This window comes from Streptococcus pseudopneumoniae (genome assembly GCF_001074975.1).
Lineage (GTDB): Bacteria > Bacillota > Bacilli > Lactobacillales > Streptococcaceae > Streptococcus > Streptococcus pseudopneumoniae_D.
In genome coordinates this window covers 1-18,706 of the sequence record NZ_JUUO01000115.1, presented here as the reverse complement: position 1 = coordinate 18,706, position 18,706 = coordinate 1, and the positions used below count along the sequence as shown (strand labels likewise).

Genomic DNA, 18,706 nt, shown 5'->3' with positions numbered 1-18,706 from the left:
ACTCATGAAAGTAAATCTTGTGTGGTAGTTTGACCAATCACTACTAGCTCATATTAAATAAAATATAAAAAGCAACAGCTGAAATAGTTGTTGCTTTTTCTGGCTCTGAAAAATGTTTCTCAGACTGTGATTATTTTATTTCTCAACGCGTGATTTGTTGGCGATATCAGCAAGGATAGCTTGAACAAAGTCATCAACTGAGACAGTTTGTGTTTCTTTTTGTCCATAGCGGCGAACGTTGACTGTTCCGTCTTCCATTTCCTTGTCCCCAACGATCAATTGGTAAGGAATCTTGCTTGTTTGTGAAGCACGGATCTTGAACTGCATTTTTTCATTGCGCTCATCTACATCAGTACGGACACCACGGTCACGGAGCTTCTTAGCCACTTCCCAAGCGTAGTCCACATGTTTCTCGTTAGAAACTGGGATGAGGGTTACTTGGTGAGGTGCTAACCATGTTGGGAAGGCACCCTTGTAGTTCTCAATCAAAATAGCTGTGAAGCGTTCCATAGTTGAGATAACTCCACGGTGAATCATGACTGGACGGTGTTCTTCACCATCAGCTCCGATGTATTTGAGGTCGAAGCGTTCTGGAAGCAAGAAGTCAAGCTGGATAGTAGAAAGAGTTTCTTCTTTACCAAGGGCAGTTTTAACCTGGATATCCAATTTTGGTCCGTAGAAGGCTGCTTCACCTTCGGCTTCAAAGTAGTCCACACCCATTTCATCAAGAGCTGCACGAAGCATAGTTTGGGCATTTTCCCACATCTCATCGTTATCAAAGTACTTATGAGTATCTTGAGGGTCACGAAGAGAGAGGCGGAAGCGGTATTCATTCAAGTTGAAGTCTTCATAAACATCGATAATCAACTGAAGGGCGCGTTGGAACTCTTCTTGAATTTGTTCTGGAGTAACGAAAAGGTGACCGTCGTTGAGTGACATTTCACGTACACGTTGAAGACCAGTGAGGGAACCAGATTTTTCATAGCGGTGCATCATACCGATTTCAGCGATACGGATTGGTAACTCACGATATGAGTGAACATGGTGCTTGAAGACTTGGATGTGGTGCGGGCAGTTCATTGGACGAAGGACGAATTCTTCACCGTCTCCCATGTCCATAGTTGGGAACATGTCTTCTTGATAATGATCCCAGTGACCAGAAGTTTTGTAAAGCTCAACAGAAGCAAGTGGTGGAGTGTAAACGTGTTGGTAGCCAGAAGCTAACTCCTTGTCAACGATATAGCGTTCCAACTCACGACGAATAGTCGCACCATTTGGCAACCAGAATGGAAGCCCTTGACCAACCTCTTGAGAAATCATGAAGAGGTCAAGCTCTTTACCAAGTTTACGGTGGTCACGTTCCTTAGCTTCTTCACGCATTTGAAGGTAGTTTTTCAAGTCTTTCTTGTCAAACCAAGCTGTACCGTAGATACGTTGCATCATAGCGTTGTCGCTATTTCCGCGCCAGTAAGCACCTGCTACATGGAGAAGGTGGAAGATTTGGATACGGCCTGTTGATGGAACGTGAGGACCACGGCAGAGATCCACGTATTCACCTTGACGGTAGATAGTCAAGCCGCCTTCGTCTTCAGAGTGTTCTTCAATCAATTCCAACTTGTAAGGGTCGTTCTTGAAGATTTCACGTGCCTCGTCTTTAGTAACTTCTTCACGGATTGATGGGAAGTTTTCTTTGACAATTTTTTGCATTTCTTCTTCGATACGAGGAAGGTCTTCGTTAGAGATTTGTCCAGCTGTATTGTCAGTATCGTAGTAGAAACCGTCTTCGATAGCTGGACCAACTCCCAAGTGAATGTCTGGGAAAAGGCGACGAGCTGCTTGAGCGAACAAGTGAGCAGCTGAGTGACGCAAGATTGGAAGGGCATCTTCGTGATCAGGTGTCACAATTTCGATGCTTCCATCTTCAGTGATAGCACGAGTAGTGTCGATGAGTTTGCCGTTGAATTTACCAGCCAAGGCCTTTTTAGCTAGAGAATTGCTGATAGATTGGGCAATTTCAAAAGTTGTAACGCCAGATTCGAATTCACGAACAGCGCCATCTGGGAAAGTAATGTTAATCATGATGTTCTCCTTAAATATTTATTCTATTTTTGTTGGACAATTTTAAGAGCCGAGCAACCTCTTCCGCAGTTTGCTTCTCTGATTGACTACCATCTGTTATGAGGCTAGGATAGCCTAATCTCACCGCTTCCTTACGAACCATTTGAGCAAAAAGAATGTCTCGTTGCATCCAGTTTTTAAAAGCTTGTTCAGGGTTGGTTGTACCCTCTAAGACATAAGGAACCCATTCCCTCTGTATGTAATGCTTTTTTGAAAATCAGCTGTCGGAGTCAAGCATAGATAAGAGGGTACTGGCCATTCAAGCTCCTTTATCAAGTGAGGCAAAAGTCCTGCCCCCTCCACCAAGAGAGGTCTATCTTGATTTTTTATCAAGTAAGATTTTACATAAGGAAAAATCTCTTCATAAAAGCGCCATTCTTCAACTGCCATCTCTTCTGGATTTCTCATCCAGATTTGCTCTGGATTTCTATCCTGCCTAAGAAGGCAAATTGGCTGTGAGTCTGCACTTGCTTGATTCATCATCTCTTCTATCAAATCATCCAGTTTGATATGAAGTAGTTGATACCGTCTAACAAGAAGTGAGGCAATTGTTGATTTTCCACTACAAGGCGATCCGCCAATCATATAAAGCATCATTCTTCCTCCTTCTGACAAAATAAAAGCGACATCCAAAAAGGACGTCGCAACGTGGTTCCACCTTCATTTATGTACCTCGAAAGAGAGGGACACCTCTGATTGGCTCTAACGTGGCCACCGTTTTATGTTTTCATAAAAAACTCAAGAGTAGTATCAATTTAGGCTTCCTATGCGTTTCCAGCAACCACGCACTCTCTAGTAGAAAGGGACTAAGTGACTTGTCTCTATGGATTATTATAGCATGATTGTGAAAATTTTCAAGATATTTGTAGATTTTTTTGAATTTCCTTGTTGGAAAGGTGTTGGCAATCAGATATGGTAATCTTTATAAGAAATTGACAATCTTAATTATGTTAGTGAAGTAAAGAGAAAGAAAGTAAATCTGTTGACAAAGATGATTCTTCTTTTCACCATAATAACAGTTAGTTTTACTTTTTATACTCTTCTAAAATCTCTTCAACCACGTCAGCTTCGCCTTGCCGTAGATAGCTGTAGATTTTATTCCAGATGGTGAAAAAACAGGAAACTACATTCTAGCAGGAGAAATTTTTACTACTAATGGAAAAGGAATAAGCTAAATTAGTTATGTAGATTATGCTATTGGATTGGTAGATGAACTTGAAAAAGGTCACCATATAAAAGAACGTATATCTTTACTTGAAAAATAGTATTTATGAGAGTATTAATGTTTGACAGGAAATTCAAATCTTGGTAGAATAAGGATTGTCGTAAAGACAAATAACTTCTTCTTGGTTACAGGCATGCCAACCTGTCACTCGGATGAAGCCAAATAAAAAGGAGAAACATCATGGCAATCTCAAAAGAGAAAAAAAATGAAATCATCGCACAATATGCACGTCACGAAGGTGATACAGGTTCAGTAGAGGTTCAAGTTGCTGTCCTTACTTGGGAAATCAACCACCTTAACGAACACATCAAACAACACAAAAAAGACCACGCTACTTACCGTGGATTGATGAAAAAAATCGGTCGCCGTCGTAACTTGCTTGCATACTTGCGTAAAAACGACGTTAACCGTTACCGTGAGTTGATCAACTCTCTAGGACTTCGTCGCTAATTCAAGATACAAAGGCCGTCAAAAGCACAAAGCAAAAATAGGAAAATTGACGAAGAAACTTCAGTTTCTAGGAGGTTCTATCTTTTTTGCCAAGTGCTTAGGCCGTGTTCAATTGAGCATATCTTGATAATGAAGCTACTCTAAATTGGGTAGCTTTTTTGTATGGATTTTAGACAGAGCTCAAGTCAGCTCTCTGATTTTCAGAGGGCTTTTTTATTGAGGTTTTATCGGTCACAATTTTGGAGACTACAAAAACTCAAATGGTATCAGCTGTTTGCAAGACCCCTCGGAGAGCCCACACTTTACGAAGTAAAGTATAGTGTGTTATACTTTACATGGAAGTAATCACCGAATTCCAGTGAGAAATTACTTTGTAACTACATTTTGAGGAGGAGTAAAATGCTTTCCTACGTTCGACATTACCCACTAGCGATAGCTAAATTAATGTGTCTGTGCTCTCCTAAAATCTGCTGATTTATTACTGACTAATACAGGAGGTTTTTATGGGACAGACAATCATATCTGCTATTGGTGTTTATATTTCCACCAGTATCGATTATTTAATTATTTTAATTATTTTATTTGCACAGCTATCACAGAATAAACAAAAATGGCATATTTATGCGGGGCAATATCTAGGCACAGGCTTACTTGTAGGGGCGAGTTTAGTTGCTGCTTATGTCGTTAATTTCGTGCCTGAAGAATGGATGGTTGGATTGCTTGGTTTAATCCCTATCTATTTAGGGATTCGCTTTGCAATTATTGGAGAAGGTGAGGAAGAAGAGGAAGAAGAGGAAGAAATTATTGAAAGATTAGAACAAAGCAAGGCAAATCAACTGTTTTGGACAGTTACATTGCTGACAATTGCGTCTGGCGGAGATAATTTAGGTATCTATATACCTTATTTTGCTTCATTAGATTGGTCACAGACCCTCGTGGCCTTGCTTGTGTTTGTAATCGGCATAATTATCTTATGCGAGATTAGTCGGGTGTTATCCTCTATTCCCTTAATATTCGAGACAATTGAAAAATACGAGCGAATCATTGTGCCCTTAGTATTCATTCTACTTGGACTATACATCATGTATGAAAATGGCACGATAGAGACTTTTCTGACCGTGTAGATTTTTTTGTTTCACTAGGATTTTATCCCGAGCTCAAATTGGCTCTCTGATTTTCAGAGGGCTTTTTATGTTGTCACCTTATCTCGATATACTCAAGTATAATCTTCGGTTACGATTATTAGCACTGTAAGACCAACTATATTTATTTTTCTCATCTTGTTCCATTGTTGAAAATATGGTATACTTTTCATGAGAATTTTCTAAATTTTTAAGATTCTATCAAAGGAGGTTTGCATGCTTTCCAAATTTTCTGGAAGCCGACAAGACCAGCAATTTGTGTTACTTTTAGTTGTTTTGCTAGGTATTTTAGGGATTTCTCTCTTTCTAGCAGTTTCAATGGGATCTGTTGCAATTGATCTAGGAGATACCTATCGGATTATTTTGAGCAGGTTGGGATTTCCTCTTGAGATAGGAGAGGTTTCCAAGTCTACTCTTGCCATTGTATGGAACATGAGATTCCCTCGAGTATTGTTAGGTCTGATAGTAGGAGCAGGCCTTTCTATGTGTGGTAGCGTGATGCAGTCTACAGTGAACAATCCTATCGCAGAACCTTATGTCTTAGGAATCTCTGCGGGTGCAACTTTAGGGGCAACCTTGAGCATCATTCTTGGTTTAAAAGTGATGATTAGCCTTGGAGCTTTTCTTGGAGCTATCTTGGCAACAATTGCTGTTCTCATCATTGCCTCTATGCAGGGAAGGATGACGACTTCTAGTCTGATCTTATCAGGAACGGTGGTCAACGCTCTCTTTCTGGCTTTTTCAAACTTTATTATCTCAGTTGGCGCTAATGCGGACAGTGTGATGACCATTAAGTTTTGGACCATGGGTTCGCTTGCTGGGACTTCCTGGGCAGACTTGGTTCTGCCAACTATAGTAGTAGGAATAGCCTTTCTATTTTTCGCTACTCAGTATCGTGTTTTCAATGCGATGATGATGGGAGATGAGGCTGCTTTAACTTTGGGGATTCCCTTACGCTTTTATTGGTATCTTTATGTGACCATGGTGGCTGTGCTGACAGCAGTCTTAGTGGCAACCTGTGGGATTATTGGATTTGTCGGTCTGATTACTCCACATTTAGCTCGAGGGTTAGTAGGAACGAATTACAGGAGACTTTTTCCTGTTGCAACCTTGCTGGGTGCCCTCTTTGTCATCTGGGCAGACGTACTCTCTCGTATCATCATTCCAAATGCTGAGTTGCCTATTGGTATTTTCACAGCCTTAGTAGGTGCTCCCTTCTTTATCTACATTGTTGGAGGTAGGAGAAGGGAGGTGAGGGTCTGATATGGACTTGATTTGTCAGGATATCCATTTTGGACTAGGAGAGAAAAAAATCCTCAAAGGAGTCTCTCTTAAGGTTGAAGGGAATCAATTTCACACGATATTAGGACCAAATGGAAGCGGGAAAACCAGTCTACTTAAACTCCTCTATCGTCAGGAAAAGGCGGACAAAGGATTGATAAGCCTAGATGGAAAGCCTCTGGAACAATGGACGCTCAAAGAAACAGCCAAGCAAATGGCAGTTGTGACCCAGTTTAACCAGCTGCAGTTTGATTGTACAGTTGAAGAAATCGTCTTGCTGGGAAGAACTCCCCACCTCTCTTTTTTACAGAAGGAAAAGGAAAGGGATTTTACACTCGTTCAAGATGCCCTCGTTAAGGTGGATATGCTTGAGAAGAAAACTCGTCTCTATTCGTCTCTGTCAGGGGGAGAGAAACAGCGAGTCTTACTAGCTCGCGCCTTGGTGCAAGAACCGACTCTCTTGCTCCTTGACGAACCAACCAATCACCTGGATATCAAGTATCAGCTAGACTTGTTGGCCATTGTGAAGAATCTCAAGGTCAATGTTCTAGCTGTCCTACATGATATTCAACTTGCTTGTCGCTATTCGGATTATCTCTATCTGATGAAAGAGGGGGAAATCCTTTACCAAGGGACTCCAAAGGAGACCATCACCCCTGAGTCATTGCAAACTGTATACGGAGTGCAAAGTCAGGTGACTTGGACCGAGGATCAGCAAGCTATGATTCACTATTTATAAGAATGAAAAGGAAAATAAGATGAAAAAAACACTAAGCATTTTACTGGTAACAGTAGCTACCTTAACTTTGGCAGCTTGTGGTAACACTACTACAGAAAAAACTACCACACAGTCTAGCACAGAAACAAGTCAAAAGGCAAGCGCAGAGACGACTTATCCGCTAACGGTCAAAACTTATGATGCTAAGGGAAATGAAGTCGAACAAGTCTTTGACAAGGCACCTGAAAAAGTTATCACCAACAATCTTTCAACCACGGAAATCTTATTGGAGTTGGGGTTGAAGGATAAAATTGCTGGCATGCTCAATCCAGACAATGCTGTGACGGACAAATACAAGGACGCGATTGCGACTATTCCTCAAATTGGGGATAAAAAAACAGTCTCACAAGAGACAGTCCTTTCTTATGAGCCAGACGCTGTGATGGGTCGAAACATGATGTTTTCTGAAAAATCCTTGGGGACAGTTAGCACTTGGAATGAAAACAAAATCCCAGTTTATACGCAAAAAGCTTCTCTCTCAACGATTCAGCAAGATTTGGGGAATATCGTAGAAGATGTTAAAAATCTTGGAATGATTTTTAATGTTCAGGATAAGGCTAATGAATACGCAGCTCAATTACAAACTAAAATTGACGCTGTTAAGAAAGCAAATCCAGTAAGCCAAGGTGAAAAGAAAAAGGCTTTGATTATGGTTGCATATAATGATCAAACCTTCGGTGCCTACAAGTCTGCTTTGCAAGAAAGTTTGCTGAACCAACTTGGTTATACAAACGTTGCCACGGGGACATCAGGCTTGACCTTGGAAAATCTTGTGTCAATGGATCCTGAATTGATTATCTATGTAACTAGCGACCGCAATAAAAAATTGGATGAAAAAGCAGTAGAGTTGATGAAGGCAAATGCTGTTTTGGAAAGCGTTCCTGCTATTAAGAATCAAAAAATCATGACCATCTCTTACGATGAATTGATGGACTATGGTCCAGCAGTGATTGATTCCCTTGAAAAAATCAATGATTTTATCAATAAATAATGAGTTTGATTGGGAAGAAATTCAAGTCAAAATCAGCCTTCCTTCTAACTATGATCCCAATCAAACCTATCCGGCTATTTTATTGAATGATGGAAACTTGGATTTTCTATCTTCCCTTTCCGAATCTGTGATTTTAGTGGGCTTGACCTCTAAAAATCGCCTAGACGACTACACGCCCTGGAAGGCAGCTGCTCTGAGAGATGAATTTCCAGATTTTGGCGGTCAGGCAACAGCCTATCATGATCATTTATTTGGAGGTCTTTTAGACAAGTTGCAGTCGCTTTATCGCCTGGACAAAAATCGCCTTGCCTATGGAGGTTACTCACTAGGTGGTTTGGCGACAGTCTACAGTCTTTTCAGCTTTGACAAGGTCTCCTGTGTCTTTTCAATCTGCGGTTCCTTTTGGTATCCTGATTTTGTGACTTACTGCAAGGCAGAGACAGTGAAAAATCTAGACTGTTTGCTGTATTTACAGAATGGTCAAACAGAAGGAGCCCATCATACCAATCGCTTGGCTCAAGCACCAGCCTATGCTGAGCAGATCCATACCAGTCTTCAGAAATGCTATCCGAACGGCCAGTTTGTCTTTGATCCTTATGGACACCATGAACAAGTAGCTGAGCGATTTCTAGCTTTTTCCAGCTGGTTGGCCCAAAAATGGAAAATCGAATAAAAGATTTATCCCTTGGCACATGCCAAGGGATTGTTGTATTTATTTAATACTCTTCGAAAATCAAATTCAAACCACGTCAGCGTAGCCTTACCGTACTCAAGTACAGCTTGCGGCTAGCTTCCTAGTTTGCTTTTTGATTTTCATTGAGTATAACAAAGAGCCTCTCTCTTCTTATCTGGATTCCATACGAAGCTTGCGATAAAGCTAAAGATGATAGTTAGGATAGCGAGGATAATGGCAATGATGAGAGCAGGGATGCGGATAAACCACCAGAGTGGGTTTGGTTTTTTATCATTATGCCATTGTTTCGTTTCTTGGTCCAAACGTTGAAATTCTGCATGGATACGATTGGCGACTGTTTCAATGCCTTCATCATTCATTTTCTTGATATCTGAGATATCGATTGGATTTCCAAAGTTCATATCGACACGCTCGCGGCTAACCAAGCCTTTCAAGGTCATAGGACCCGTATAGGTAACAGGCATGATACGGACCTTGGCCATTTTGGCAATCAGGGCAACTCCACCCTTGACATCGTTTGAGTGACGGCTCCCACTTGGAAACATGATGAGAGAGCGGTCACTTTTTTTGAGAACATTGATAGGGTATTTGATGGCTGAGGAGCTTGGATTTTCACGGTCGATAGGAAAGGCACCACACATACGAATCCACCAGCCAAAGATACGGTTGGTAAAGAGTTCTTTTTTGGCCATAAAGATAAATTGTTTTGGCTTGGTCGCAAAGGCCATATAAACAGGATCCCACCAGGTGCGGTGAGGCGCCACCAGGATATAATTTTCATCTTGATTAGGAATTTTATCAGTATTATGATAGTGGGCATTGCCATTGATGGACCATAGGAGCAATACAACCAATCCACGTAAATAAGTATAAAACATGCGATCTCCTTCGATTGTTTTCTTGTTATTATTATACCTTATCAAAGGAGGGCTGGCAAACTTTTTTCCGTGACTAGGTGCATATTTGAGATGAGATTAGAATTCTTTTAGAAAAAATGATATGATAGGATTCATGGATAAAAATAAGATTGTGGGATTAACCCAAAGAGAAATCAAGGAAAGACAGGCTAAGGGCTTGGTTAATGATTTTACTGCTTCTGCCAGTACCAGCACTTGGCAAATCGTTAAACGAAATGTCTTTACTCTTTTTAATGCTTTGAACTTTGCCATTGCTTTGGCGTTAGCTTTTGTGCAGGCTTGGAGCAATCTGGTCTTCTTTGCCGTTATTTGCTTTAACGCCTTTTCTGGTATTGTGACTGAGCTGCGGGCTAAACACATGGTGGACAAGCTCAATCTTATGACCAAGGAAAAGGTTAAAACCATTCGTGATGGCCAAGAAGTGGCTCTCAATCCTGAAGAATTGGTTTTAGGAGACGTCATTCGTTTGTCTGCTGGGGAGCAGATTCCTAGTGATGCCTTGGTTTTGGAAGGCTTTGCGGAAGTCAATGAAGCCATGTTGACGGGGGAAAGTGATTTGGTGCAAAAGGAAGTTGACGCCTTGCTTTTGTCTGGAAGTTTCTTAGCCAGTGGGTCAGTTTTGGCTCAAGTCCACCATGTCGGTGCTGACAACTATGCTGCCAAACTCATGCTGGAAGCCAAGACCGTTAAACCGATCAACTCCCGTATCATGAAATCGCTGGACAGGCTAGCTGGTTTTACTGGGAAGATTATCATTCCCTTTGGTCTAGCTCTCTTGCTAGAAGCCTTGATGTTGAAAGGCTTGCCTCTCAAGTCATCCGTTGTAAATTCATCGACAGCTCTTTTGGGAATGTTGCCTAAGGGAATCGCCCTTTTGACCATCACTTCGCTCCTGACTGCGGTGATTAAGCTAGGATTGAAAAAGGTCTTGGTGCAGGAGATGTACTCTGTTGAGACCTTGGCGCGCGTGGATATGCTCTGTCTGGACAAGACGGGGACCATCACCCAAGGAAAGATGCAGGTGGAGGCGGTTCTTCCGCTGACTCAAGCCTACGGTAAAGAGACTATTGCCAGTATCCTGACCAGCTATATGGCCCATAGTGAGGATAAGAATCCAACAGCTCAAGCTATTCGCCAGCGTTTCCAAGGTCAGGTAGCCTATCCTATGCTTTCGAATCTTCCCTTCTCTAGCGACCGCAAGTGGGGTGCTATGGAATTGGAAGGTCTGGGGACGGTTTTCTTAGGTGCGCCTGAGATGTTGTTGGACTCTGAAGTTCCAGAAGCCAGAGAGGCCTTGGAGAGAGGGTCACGTGTCTTGGTCTTAGCCCTCAGTCAGGAAAAACTAGATCATCATAAACCACAGAAACCATCTGATATTCAGGCTCTGACCTTGCTGGAGATCTTGGACCCCATTCGAGAAGGAGCAGCTGAGACGCTGGACTATCTCCGTTCTCAGGAAGTGGGACTCAAGATTATATCTGGTGACAATCCAGTTACGGTGTCCAGCATTGCCCAAAAGGCTGGTTTTGCAGACTATCACAGCTATGTAGATTGCTCAAAAATCACTGATGAGAAATTGATTGATATGGCTGAGGAGACAGCTATTTTTGGACGTGTTTCCCCTCATCAAAAGAAACTCATCATCCAAACGCTGAAAAAAGCAGGGCATACAACAGCTATGACTGGGGATGGAGTTAATGATATCCTGGCTCTTCGTGAGGCGGATTGTTCTATCGTGATGGCTGAAGGAGACCCTGCGACTCGTCAGATTGCCAATCTGGTTCTCTTGAACTCTGACTTCAATGATGTTCCTGAGATTCTCTTTGAAGGTCGTCGTGTGGTCAATAACATTGCCCATATCGCACCGATTTTCTTGATTAAAACTATCTATTCCTTCCTGTTGGCAGTTATCTGTATCGCCAGTGCCCTTCTAGGACGGCCAGAGTGGATCTTGATTTTCCCCTTCATTCCGATCCAGATTACCATGATTGACCAATTTGTGGAAGGTTTCCCACCATTCGTTCTGACTTTTGAGCGAAATATCAAACCTGTTGAACCAAACTTCCTCAGAAGATCCATGCTTCGTGCCCTACCAAGTGCCCTTATGGTTGTGTTCAGCGTTCTCTTTGTGAAACTATTTGGAAGTAGCCAAGGTTGGTCTGAGTTAGAAATCTCAACTCTACTCTATTATCTCTTGGGGTCAATTGGTTTCTTATCCGTATTTAGAGCCTGCATGCCATTTACACTCTGGCGTGTCCTCTTGATTGTTTGGTCAGTAGGGGGCTTCCTAACTACAGCTCTCTTCCCAAGAATTCAAAAACTGCTTGAAATTTCGACCTTGACAGGACAAACATTGCCTGTTTATGGAGCCATGATGTTGGTCTTTACCGTGATTTTCATCCTGACTAGTCGCTATCAAGCTAGAAAATGAAGAAAGACTGCAATCTGTGGATTGCGGTTTTTTTATACGGCGAGTCTATCGTAGATCTGATGTGCAAGATCTACGTGTCTATTATATCTATAGGTGAACCTAAGAGCGACTTTTATACTCATCCATAGCAGATTGAAATAAGATATGAACAAATCAATTAGGAAAGGAAAAATAATTTCTAGAAATAGTTTAGCAGTTACAGTGTACTGTTCTAGATTCGACCTACTATGCTTTTTGAAAACAGATGAGTATAAAAAAGAACTAGATAGATCCACTTAGTGTGGTACTCTAGTTCTTTTCCACTTATTCAACACCCAAGATTTCTTTAATATCATCAACGCTCAGATTGCTTCTGCTTTCTTGTCCTTCAAGGACGGTGTTGAAGAGTTCTTTTTTACTTTCTTGGAGTTCTTGGATTTTTTCCTCTATGGTGCCAAGGGTGATGAGGCGATAGACATCGACTTGTTTGGTCTGGCCAAGGCGGTGGCTTTGGCCGATGGCTTGCATCTCAACTGCTGGATTCCACCAGAGGTCACAGAGGATGACGGTATCAGCTCCTGTTAGATTAAGTCCTGTTCCACCTGCTTTTAGTGAAATGAGGAAGCAGTCTTTTTCCCCTTGATTGAAAAGATTGACCATTTCTTGACGTTTATCTGAAGGTGTTTGTCCTGTTATTTTAAAGTGAGACAATCCCTTTTTCTCTAGTTCTTGCTCAATGAGATCAAGCATAGAGGTGAATTGTGAAAAGATAAGTGGTCGTGATTCTTTTTTACGAATGGTGTCCAGAAGCTCGAATAAGCTGTCCATTTTTCCGCTATCCCCTGTGTAGTCTTCTAAAAAGAGAGCTGGGGTATTACAGATTTGTCTAAGTCGGGTCAGTCCTGCTAAAATTTCAATTTTATGATGTTTAATCTCATCAGCGCTGGCTCCTGCAAGCATTTCTTGCATACGTCGAAGTTGAGCTAGATAGAGCGTTTTTTGTGAACTGGTGAGTTCATTGCTGTAGAGGTGCTCGCTCAGTTCAGGCAATTCTGTCAGAACTTCGTCTTTTTTCCTACGCAGAACAAAAGGTTGGATCAGTTTAGCAACGAGTTGAGGTGACAATTTTGAAAATTCCTTTTTACTTGGTAGGAGTCCTGGTAACACTATCTGGAAAATAGACCAAATCTCTTCAAGACGGTTTTCGATAGGAGTTCCAGATAGGGCATAGCAGGTTTTGACATCAAATTCTCTTAAAGCCTGTGCTATTTTTGTCTGACTATTTTTTATCATCTGTGCTTCATCTAAAATGAGGTAGTCATAAGACTGCTTTTGATAGTGTTCAAGGTCAGATCGAAAAGATGGGTAGCTTGTGATAGTGATAGTAGCAGATTTATCAATTTGTTTGATACGCTCAGTTTTTGTGCCATAGGCTACTTCAACCTGTTTGTGAGGTACAAATTTTTGGAATTCTTCCTTCCAATTGTAAAGAAGGCTGGCAGGAGCTAAGATAAGTACTTTCTGTTCTGGTTTAAGGTTGGCTTCCAGAAGAGTGATGGTTTGCAAGGTTTTCCCTAGTCACATATCGTCAGCCAGGATTCCCCCAAAATGATAATGATCTAACATACTCAACCATTTGACTCCTTCTTTCTGATAGGAGCGGAGTTTGGCCTTGACTTCATAAGGTTTGATATCAAATTCTTCAGGGTGGGTCAGATCATAAGCCATCTTTTTGAAATCACGAGAAAAATTGACATGTTCATTGTCTTTGAAGGTTTCAGAAAGGCTATAGGCACGAGATTTGTGCATCTTGATTTTTCCGTCTGAAAATTTAGCACGAAGATCTTGGAGACTTTGGGCAACCTTGAGACTTTCATCGTCAAAGACTAGAACCTTTCCTTGCTTGGTTTGGTAGTGGCTTTCTTGATTCCATAAAGCTTGGATAGCTTTTTCAACCTCATCTTCTGAAATCATAGAAAAATCAAACTGAATTGAAAGGAAATCTTCGTCGTCAAAAATGTCAATGACAGCAGGATCTTCTACTAAGAGTTTTTCAAGCGATTCATCTAGTTGAACTTGCCCCAGAGTACGAAAACGAGGTAGTTCTTTTAGGAAGAAATCAACGACTTTGATTTTGGAAAGACTATGAAAATCCTCTTTGAAACCAGCAGAAAGGAGTTGATGATAGATTTTTCTAGCTTTACTAGCTTGGTAAGTATAGGGGAGGGATAGGAGATCTTGTTTAGAGTGGGCTTGCTTTTCTCCAAACGACCACACCATGTTGACGGCAATTTCATTTCTAGTCTTGGAGAAGGCAAAGATGGGGATGAAGTCATGGATTTGTAATTCATCTGGGATACTGATAGGAACATAGTTTGAGATAATATTACATATTTGCATGAGTTCAGCCTTATTTTCCTTTGAAAAGATAAGAGGAGAACTTTCCTGATAATGGTAGATCCAAGTAGCTAATTTATCTAAAAAGTAACGGTGCTCTTTTTTGATGATGTGGAAGTGATTGTGCCGAATCCAAAGTTTGTTTTGAATAATGAAACCAAAATAAGCTGTATTGATGATTTCATAATGGTTATCAGATTGACAACTTTAAAAATTTCTTCTTCTGGGATAAAGGGATTATCATCTAAGAATATAAGAGGGTATTCGGCTTTTGAGGTTACATATTGAAACACGTCCAAAGCTTGAAAAAGTGGGACAAGGTCGTTTAAATAGCTAACAGGAGTCTCTAAATAGCGTCCACAATCTCTAGGGCTAATGCCATAACTGAAGTTGGAATAAGAATGTTCATTTCTATCGATGAAATATTTTTTGATATAGAGGATTAGATTTTGAGAAGCTTTATTAAACTGGTCTAATGATAAGTTGATTGTCCCGATTTTCTGTGAAACAAAGTAATCTTCCTGTTGGAAAATGAGAAAAATGAAGTGAGCTATATCCTTGATAACATAGGCACGAGGAGCCTGTTCCACCTTTAGTTTTAAGGTCCAGGATAGGCTATGATTTCGGATTTCGAATTGTCCATGAAGTGCAAGTGAAGGTGCCTCTGCTTTTTCTTCTAGCAGTTCGTTTTGGAGCTCTTCAGATGGCAAGGTAGGAATCAGTTGGCTGGCAAAACTTGGTTTATGACTAGATTTACGAATGCGTTTTTGAATAACTTGGGGGAGACTATGAAAGTAGTGATCCATTGCAACCCAGTGTTTACAGACTCCTTGATTTTGGAAGTCATTACATTCACAATGAAAATCAGTCAAATCGAAGTACTTCATACTGGTCAGAATGTTGGGCTCCAGATGCATGGAAATACCATTATATTTATTGGGGTGATTAAAATATTCCTTGTTTTCAGTATCAAAATAGCTTTTTATCTGTTGGAAAATAACTTGTCCATCCATTCTCATACGAGCAGGTAGTCTATCGGGAACCGTCATTGAAGCAACCTCTATTCTAATCATTCTTTTCTCTATATTATCAGATTTTATAGGAAAAGAATAGACTTATACTCAATGAAAATCAAAAAGCAAACTAGGAAGCTAGCCGCAGGCTGCTCAAAACACTGTTTTGAGGTTGTGGATAGAACTGACGAAGTCAGCTCAAAGCACTGCTTTGAGGTTATAGATAAGACTGACGAAGTCAGTTACATATATCTACGGCAAGGCGAAGCTGACGTGGTTTGAAGAGATTTTCGAAGAGTATTATCTTACATAAATTGCATCTTGATAGCAATGCTAAAATACAGAGTTTCTCTTGAGTGTCAATCTTTCAAGTGAATCCATCTATTGCGTTAGGACATTGAAATTTCTTTCGCCGGAGCTACTTATATTACTGGAAAGTTGAGGATTGAAATGTGGTATAATAAGAGGTAATAGAGTTTGGAAAGTGAGAGAAGATGATTTCAAAGAGATTAGAATTGCTGGCTTCCTTTGTGCCACAGGGTGCTATTTTACTAGATGTGGGGAGTGACCATGCTTATCTGCCTATCGACTTGGTCGAAAGAGGCCAAATTGCAGCTGCTATTGCAGGTGAGGTGGTGGAAGGTCCCTACCAATCTGCAGTTAGAAATGTTGAGGCTCACGGCCTAAAGGAGAAAATCCAAGTCCGTTTAGCCAATGGCTTGGCAGCTTGTGAAGAGAGTGACCAAGTGTCGGTCATCACCATTGCTGGCATGGGTGGTCGTTTGATTGCTAGAATTTTAGAAGAGGGCTTGGACAAGTTAGCTAATGTAGAGTGTTTAATCCTCCAGCCCAATAATCGTGAAGACGACTTGCGGATCTGGTTGCAAGACAACGGATTTCAGATTGTAGCAGAAAGCATCCTAGAGGAAGCAGGGAAATTCTACGAGATTTTGGTGGTGGAAGCAGGACAAATGAAGTTATCAGCCAGTGATGTTCGCTTTGGACCTTTTTTGTCCAAAGAAGTTAGTCCAGTATTTGTCCAAAAATGGCAAAAAGAAGCTGAGAAGCTAGAGTTCGCCCTCGGACAAATCCCAGAAAAAAATCAGGCAGAACGACAGATTTTAGTAGATAAAATAGATGCCATCAAGGAGGTTCTCCATGCTAGCAAGTGAAGTGATTAAACGCTATGAAGCTTTTTGTCCTCAGGAATTTTCCATGGAGGGAGATAGTCGTGGACTGCAAATCGGGACTCTGGACAAGGATATCCAAAGGGTCATGGTTGCCCTGGATATTCGTGAAGAGACGGTGGCTGAAGCCATTGAAAAGGGAGTGGACTTGATTATCGTCAAGCACGCGCCGATCTTTCGTCCGATCAAGGATTTGGTCGCTAGCCGTCCGCAAAATCAGATTTACATCGACCTCATCAAGCATGATATTGCAGTCTATGTCAGCCATACCAATATTGACATCGTTGAAAATGGCCTCAATGATTGGTTCTGTCAGATGCTAGGCATTGAGGAGACGACTTATCTACAGGAGACAGGTCCTGAACGTGGAATTGGTCGTATCGGGAATATTCAGCCTCAGACCTTTGGAGAATTGGCTCAACATGTCAAGCAAGTCTTTGGTCTAGATAGTCTTCGAATGGTGCATTATCAAGAGAATGACTTGCAGAAGTCTATTTCAAGAGTGGCCATCTGTGGTGGAAGCGGGCAGTCTTTCTATAAGGATGCTTTAGCAAAGGGGGCAGATGTCTACATTACTGGTGACATCTACTACCATACTGCCCAGGATATGCTGTCTGATGGCTTGTTGGCATTGGACCCAGGTCATTATATCGAAGTGCTTTTTGTAGAAAAAATTGCAGAGCTTCTTAATCAATGGAAAGAGGAAAAAAGTTGGACTATTGATATTGTAGCTAGTCAAGCATCGACCAATCCTTTCCATCATATCTAGTTATACTTTTCGAAAATTAAATTCAAACCACGTCAGCTTCCCCTTGCCGTAGATATATGTAACTGACTTCGTCAATCTTATCTACAACCTCAAAACAGTGTTTTGAGCAACCTGCGGCTAGTTTCCTAGTTTGTTCTTTGATTTTCATTGAGTATTAGAAAGTGAAAACAATGAAAAAAGTTGCCATTATCGGAGCAGGAATTGTAGGTGCAACAGCTGCCTACTACCTCTCGAAAGAAAGTGACATAGAGGTGACCGTCTTTGACCATGGACAGGGTCAGGCTACCAAGGCAGCGGCAGGAATTATCAGTCCTTGGTTTTCAAAACGCCGTAATAAAGCCTGGTACAAGATGGCGCGCTTGGGTGCTGACTTTTATGTGAATTTGTTGGCTGATTTAGAGAAATCAGGGCAAGAAATCGACTTTTACCAGCGTTCGGGAGTTTTTCTCTTGAAAAAGAATGAAAAAAAACTCGAAGAACTTTACCAACTGGCCCTCCAGCGTAGAGAAGAATCTCCCTTGATAGGAGAATTGGCCATTCTAGACCAAGCATCAGCAAATGAATTATTCCCTGGTTTGCAGGGATTTGACCACCTGCTCTATGCTTCTGGTGGAGCGAGAGTAGATGGTCAGCTCTTAGTGACTCGTTTGCTGGAAGCCAGTCACATCAAGCTGGTAAAAGAAAAAGTGGCTCTGACACTTTTAGCATCAGGTTACCAGATTGGCGAAGAGGTGTTTGATCAGGTTATTTTGGCGACGGGAGCTTGGTTGGGGGACTTGTTAGAACCCTTGGGTTATGAAGTGGATGTCCGTCCTCAGAAAGGACAACTCCGAGATTATCGGCTTGCCCAAGACATGGAAGCTTACCCTGTTGTCATGCCAGAAGGGGAGTGGGATTTGATTCCTTTTGCTGGTGGGAAATTATCCCTAGGCGCTACCCATGAAAATGACATGGGATTTGATTTGACGGTAGATGAAGCCTTGCTCCAGCAAATGGAGGAAGCAGCTTTGCCTCACTATACAGTTTTAGCTAGAGCGACTTCAAGAGCTGAGCGTGTGGGAATCCGTGCCTACACAAGTGATTTCTCTCCTTTCTTTGGGCAGGTGCCAGAATTGGCAGGTGTCTATGCGGCCAGCGGACTAGGTTCATCAGGCCTCACAACTGGTCCTATCATTGGTTATCATCTAGCTCAACTGATTCAAGACAAGGAGATGACCTTGGACCCTGAAAACTATCCAATTGAAAACTATGTTAAACGGGTAAAAAGCGAATAATACTCAATGAAAATCAAAGAACAAACTAGGAAACTAGCCGCAGGTTGCTCAAAACACTGT

At 41.5% G+C, this 18,706-nt stretch carries 14 protein-coding genes and 4 pseudogenes; 12 read left to right on the top strand and 6 right to left on the bottom strand.

From position 1 onward, the window contains the following. Positions 1–135 precede the first annotated feature (135 nt). The 3 genes and pseudogenes from thrS to ADI86_RS12020 all read right to left on the bottom strand — a co-directional run bounded on the left by thrS (position 136) and on the right by ADI86_RS12020 (position 2,899). On the bottom strand, positions 136–2,079 hold the full coding sequence (gene thrS / locus ADI86_RS06945) for a threonine--tRNA ligase (RefSeq protein WP_049532332.1): 1,944 nt from the start codon (positions 2,077–2,079) through the stop codon (positions 136–138). A 10-nt stretch (positions 2,080–2,089) separates the two neighbouring features. Next, positions 2,090–2,715: pseudogene (locus tag ADI86_RS06940) on the bottom strand (AAA family ATPase). After that, positions 2,712–2,899: pseudogene (locus ADI86_RS12020) on the bottom strand (hypothetical protein). The pseudogenes ADI86_RS06940 and ADI86_RS12020 overlap by 4 nt, the downstream one beginning before the upstream one ends. Positions 2,900–3,203: 304 nt before the next feature. Here ADI86_RS12020 and ADI86_RS12315 point away from each other — a divergent pair. From ADI86_RS12315 to ADI86_RS06910, 7 genes and pseudogenes are all read left to right on the top strand, one after another. Continuing rightward, positions 3,204–3,383: pseudogene (locus ADI86_RS12315) on the top strand (NAD(P)-dependent oxidoreductase); the annotation flags it as partial. Between the two features lie 140 nt (positions 3,384–3,523). Beyond that, the gene (gene rpsO / locus ADI86_RS06935) at positions 3,524–3,793 is read left to right on the top strand and encodes a 30S ribosomal protein S15 (RefSeq protein ID WP_001018251.1); all 270 of its coding nucleotides are present in this window, start codon (positions 3,524–3,526) and stop codon (positions 3,791–3,793) included. A 503-nt stretch (positions 3,794–4,296) separates the two neighbouring features. Then, a complete protein-coding gene (locus ADI86_RS06930; RefSeq protein WP_049532331.1) occupies positions 4,297–4,917 on the top strand; it encodes a CadD family cadmium resistance transporter in 621 nt (206 codons plus the stop codon). 234 nt (positions 4,918–5,151) lie between these two features. Further along, positions 5,152–6,198, top strand: coding sequence for a FecCD family ABC transporter permease (locus tag ADI86_RS06925; protein WP_049532330.1), 1,047 nt, complete (start codon positions 5,152–5,154; stop codon positions 6,196–6,198). Position 6,199: 1 nt separating this feature from the next. Beyond that, positions 6,200–6,955, top strand: coding sequence for an ABC transporter ATP-binding protein (locus tag ADI86_RS06920; RefSeq protein WP_049532329.1), 756 nt, complete (start codon positions 6,200–6,202; stop codon positions 6,953–6,955). 19 nt (positions 6,956–6,974) lie between these two features. After that, the gene (locus ADI86_RS06915) at positions 6,975–7,985 is read left to right on the top strand and encodes an ABC transporter substrate-binding protein (RefSeq protein WP_049532328.1); all 1,011 of its coding nucleotides are present in this window, start codon (positions 6,975–6,977) and stop codon (positions 7,983–7,985) included. Continuing rightward, positions 7,966–8,658, top strand: coding sequence for an alpha/beta hydrolase (locus ADI86_RS06910; RefSeq protein WP_049532326.1), 693 nt, complete (start codon positions 7,966–7,968; stop codon positions 8,656–8,658). The genes ADI86_RS06915 and ADI86_RS06910 overlap by 20 nt, the downstream gene beginning before the upstream one ends. A 140-nt stretch (positions 8,659–8,798) precedes the next feature. Here the strand turns inward: ADI86_RS06910 and ADI86_RS06905 are convergent, their stop codons facing one another. Next, entirely contained in the window at positions 8,799–9,557 is a 759-nt protein-coding gene (locus ADI86_RS06905) for a lysophospholipid acyltransferase family protein (protein ID WP_049532325.1), read from the bottom strand. Positions 9,558–9,690: 133 nt separating this feature from the next. Between ADI86_RS06905 and ADI86_RS06900 the strand changes: the two genes are divergently transcribed. Then, positions 9,691–12,027, top strand: coding sequence for a cation-translocating P-type ATPase (locus tag ADI86_RS06900; protein WP_049532351.1), 2,337 nt, complete (start codon positions 9,691–9,693; stop codon positions 12,025–12,027). A gap of 303 nt (positions 12,028–12,330) precedes the next feature. Here ADI86_RS06900 and ADI86_RS12565 read toward each other — a convergent pair. Then, positions 12,331–15,476, bottom strand: a pseudogene (locus ADI86_RS12565) (SNF2-related protein). A 51-nt stretch (positions 15,477–15,527) separates the two neighbouring features. On the opposite strand from ADI86_RS12565, the gene ADI86_RS12295 reads away from it, so the two are divergent. The 3 genes from ADI86_RS12295 (at position 15,528) to ADI86_RS06880 (ending at position 17,372) form a co-directional block, all read left to right on the top strand. Continuing rightward, positions 15,528–15,698, top strand: coding sequence for a hypothetical protein (locus ADI86_RS12295; protein ID WP_049532324.1), 171 nt, complete (start codon positions 15,528–15,530; stop codon positions 15,696–15,698). 212 nt (positions 15,699–15,910) lie between these two features. After that, positions 15,911–16,588, top strand: coding sequence for a tRNA (adenine(22)-N(1))-methyltransferase (locus ADI86_RS06885; RefSeq protein ID WP_049532323.1), 678 nt, complete (start codon positions 15,911–15,913; stop codon positions 16,586–16,588). Next, the gene (locus ADI86_RS06880; protein WP_049532321.1) at positions 16,575–17,372 is read left to right on the top strand and encodes a Nif3-like dinuclear metal center hexameric protein; all 798 of its coding nucleotides are present in this window, start codon (positions 16,575–16,577) and stop codon (positions 17,370–17,372) included. The genes ADI86_RS06885 and ADI86_RS06880 overlap by 14 nt, the downstream gene beginning before the upstream one ends. A gap of 22 nt (positions 17,373–17,394) precedes the next feature. Here the strand turns inward: ADI86_RS06880 and ADI86_RS12455 are convergent, their stop codons facing one another. Then, entirely contained in the window at positions 17,395–17,520 is a 126-nt protein-coding gene (locus ADI86_RS12455) for a hypothetical protein (RefSeq protein ID WP_275043691.1), read from the bottom strand. A gap of 22 nt (positions 17,521–17,542) precedes the next feature. Here ADI86_RS12455 and ADI86_RS06875 point away from each other — a divergent pair, with 22 nt between their 5' ends. Next, positions 17,543–18,646 (top strand): NAD(P)/FAD-dependent oxidoreductase, encoded by a 1,104-nt coding sequence (locus ADI86_RS06875; protein ID WP_049532320.1) that lies wholly within the window; start codon positions 17,543–17,545, stop codon positions 18,644–18,646. Positions 18,647–18,706 lie beyond the last annotated feature (60 nt).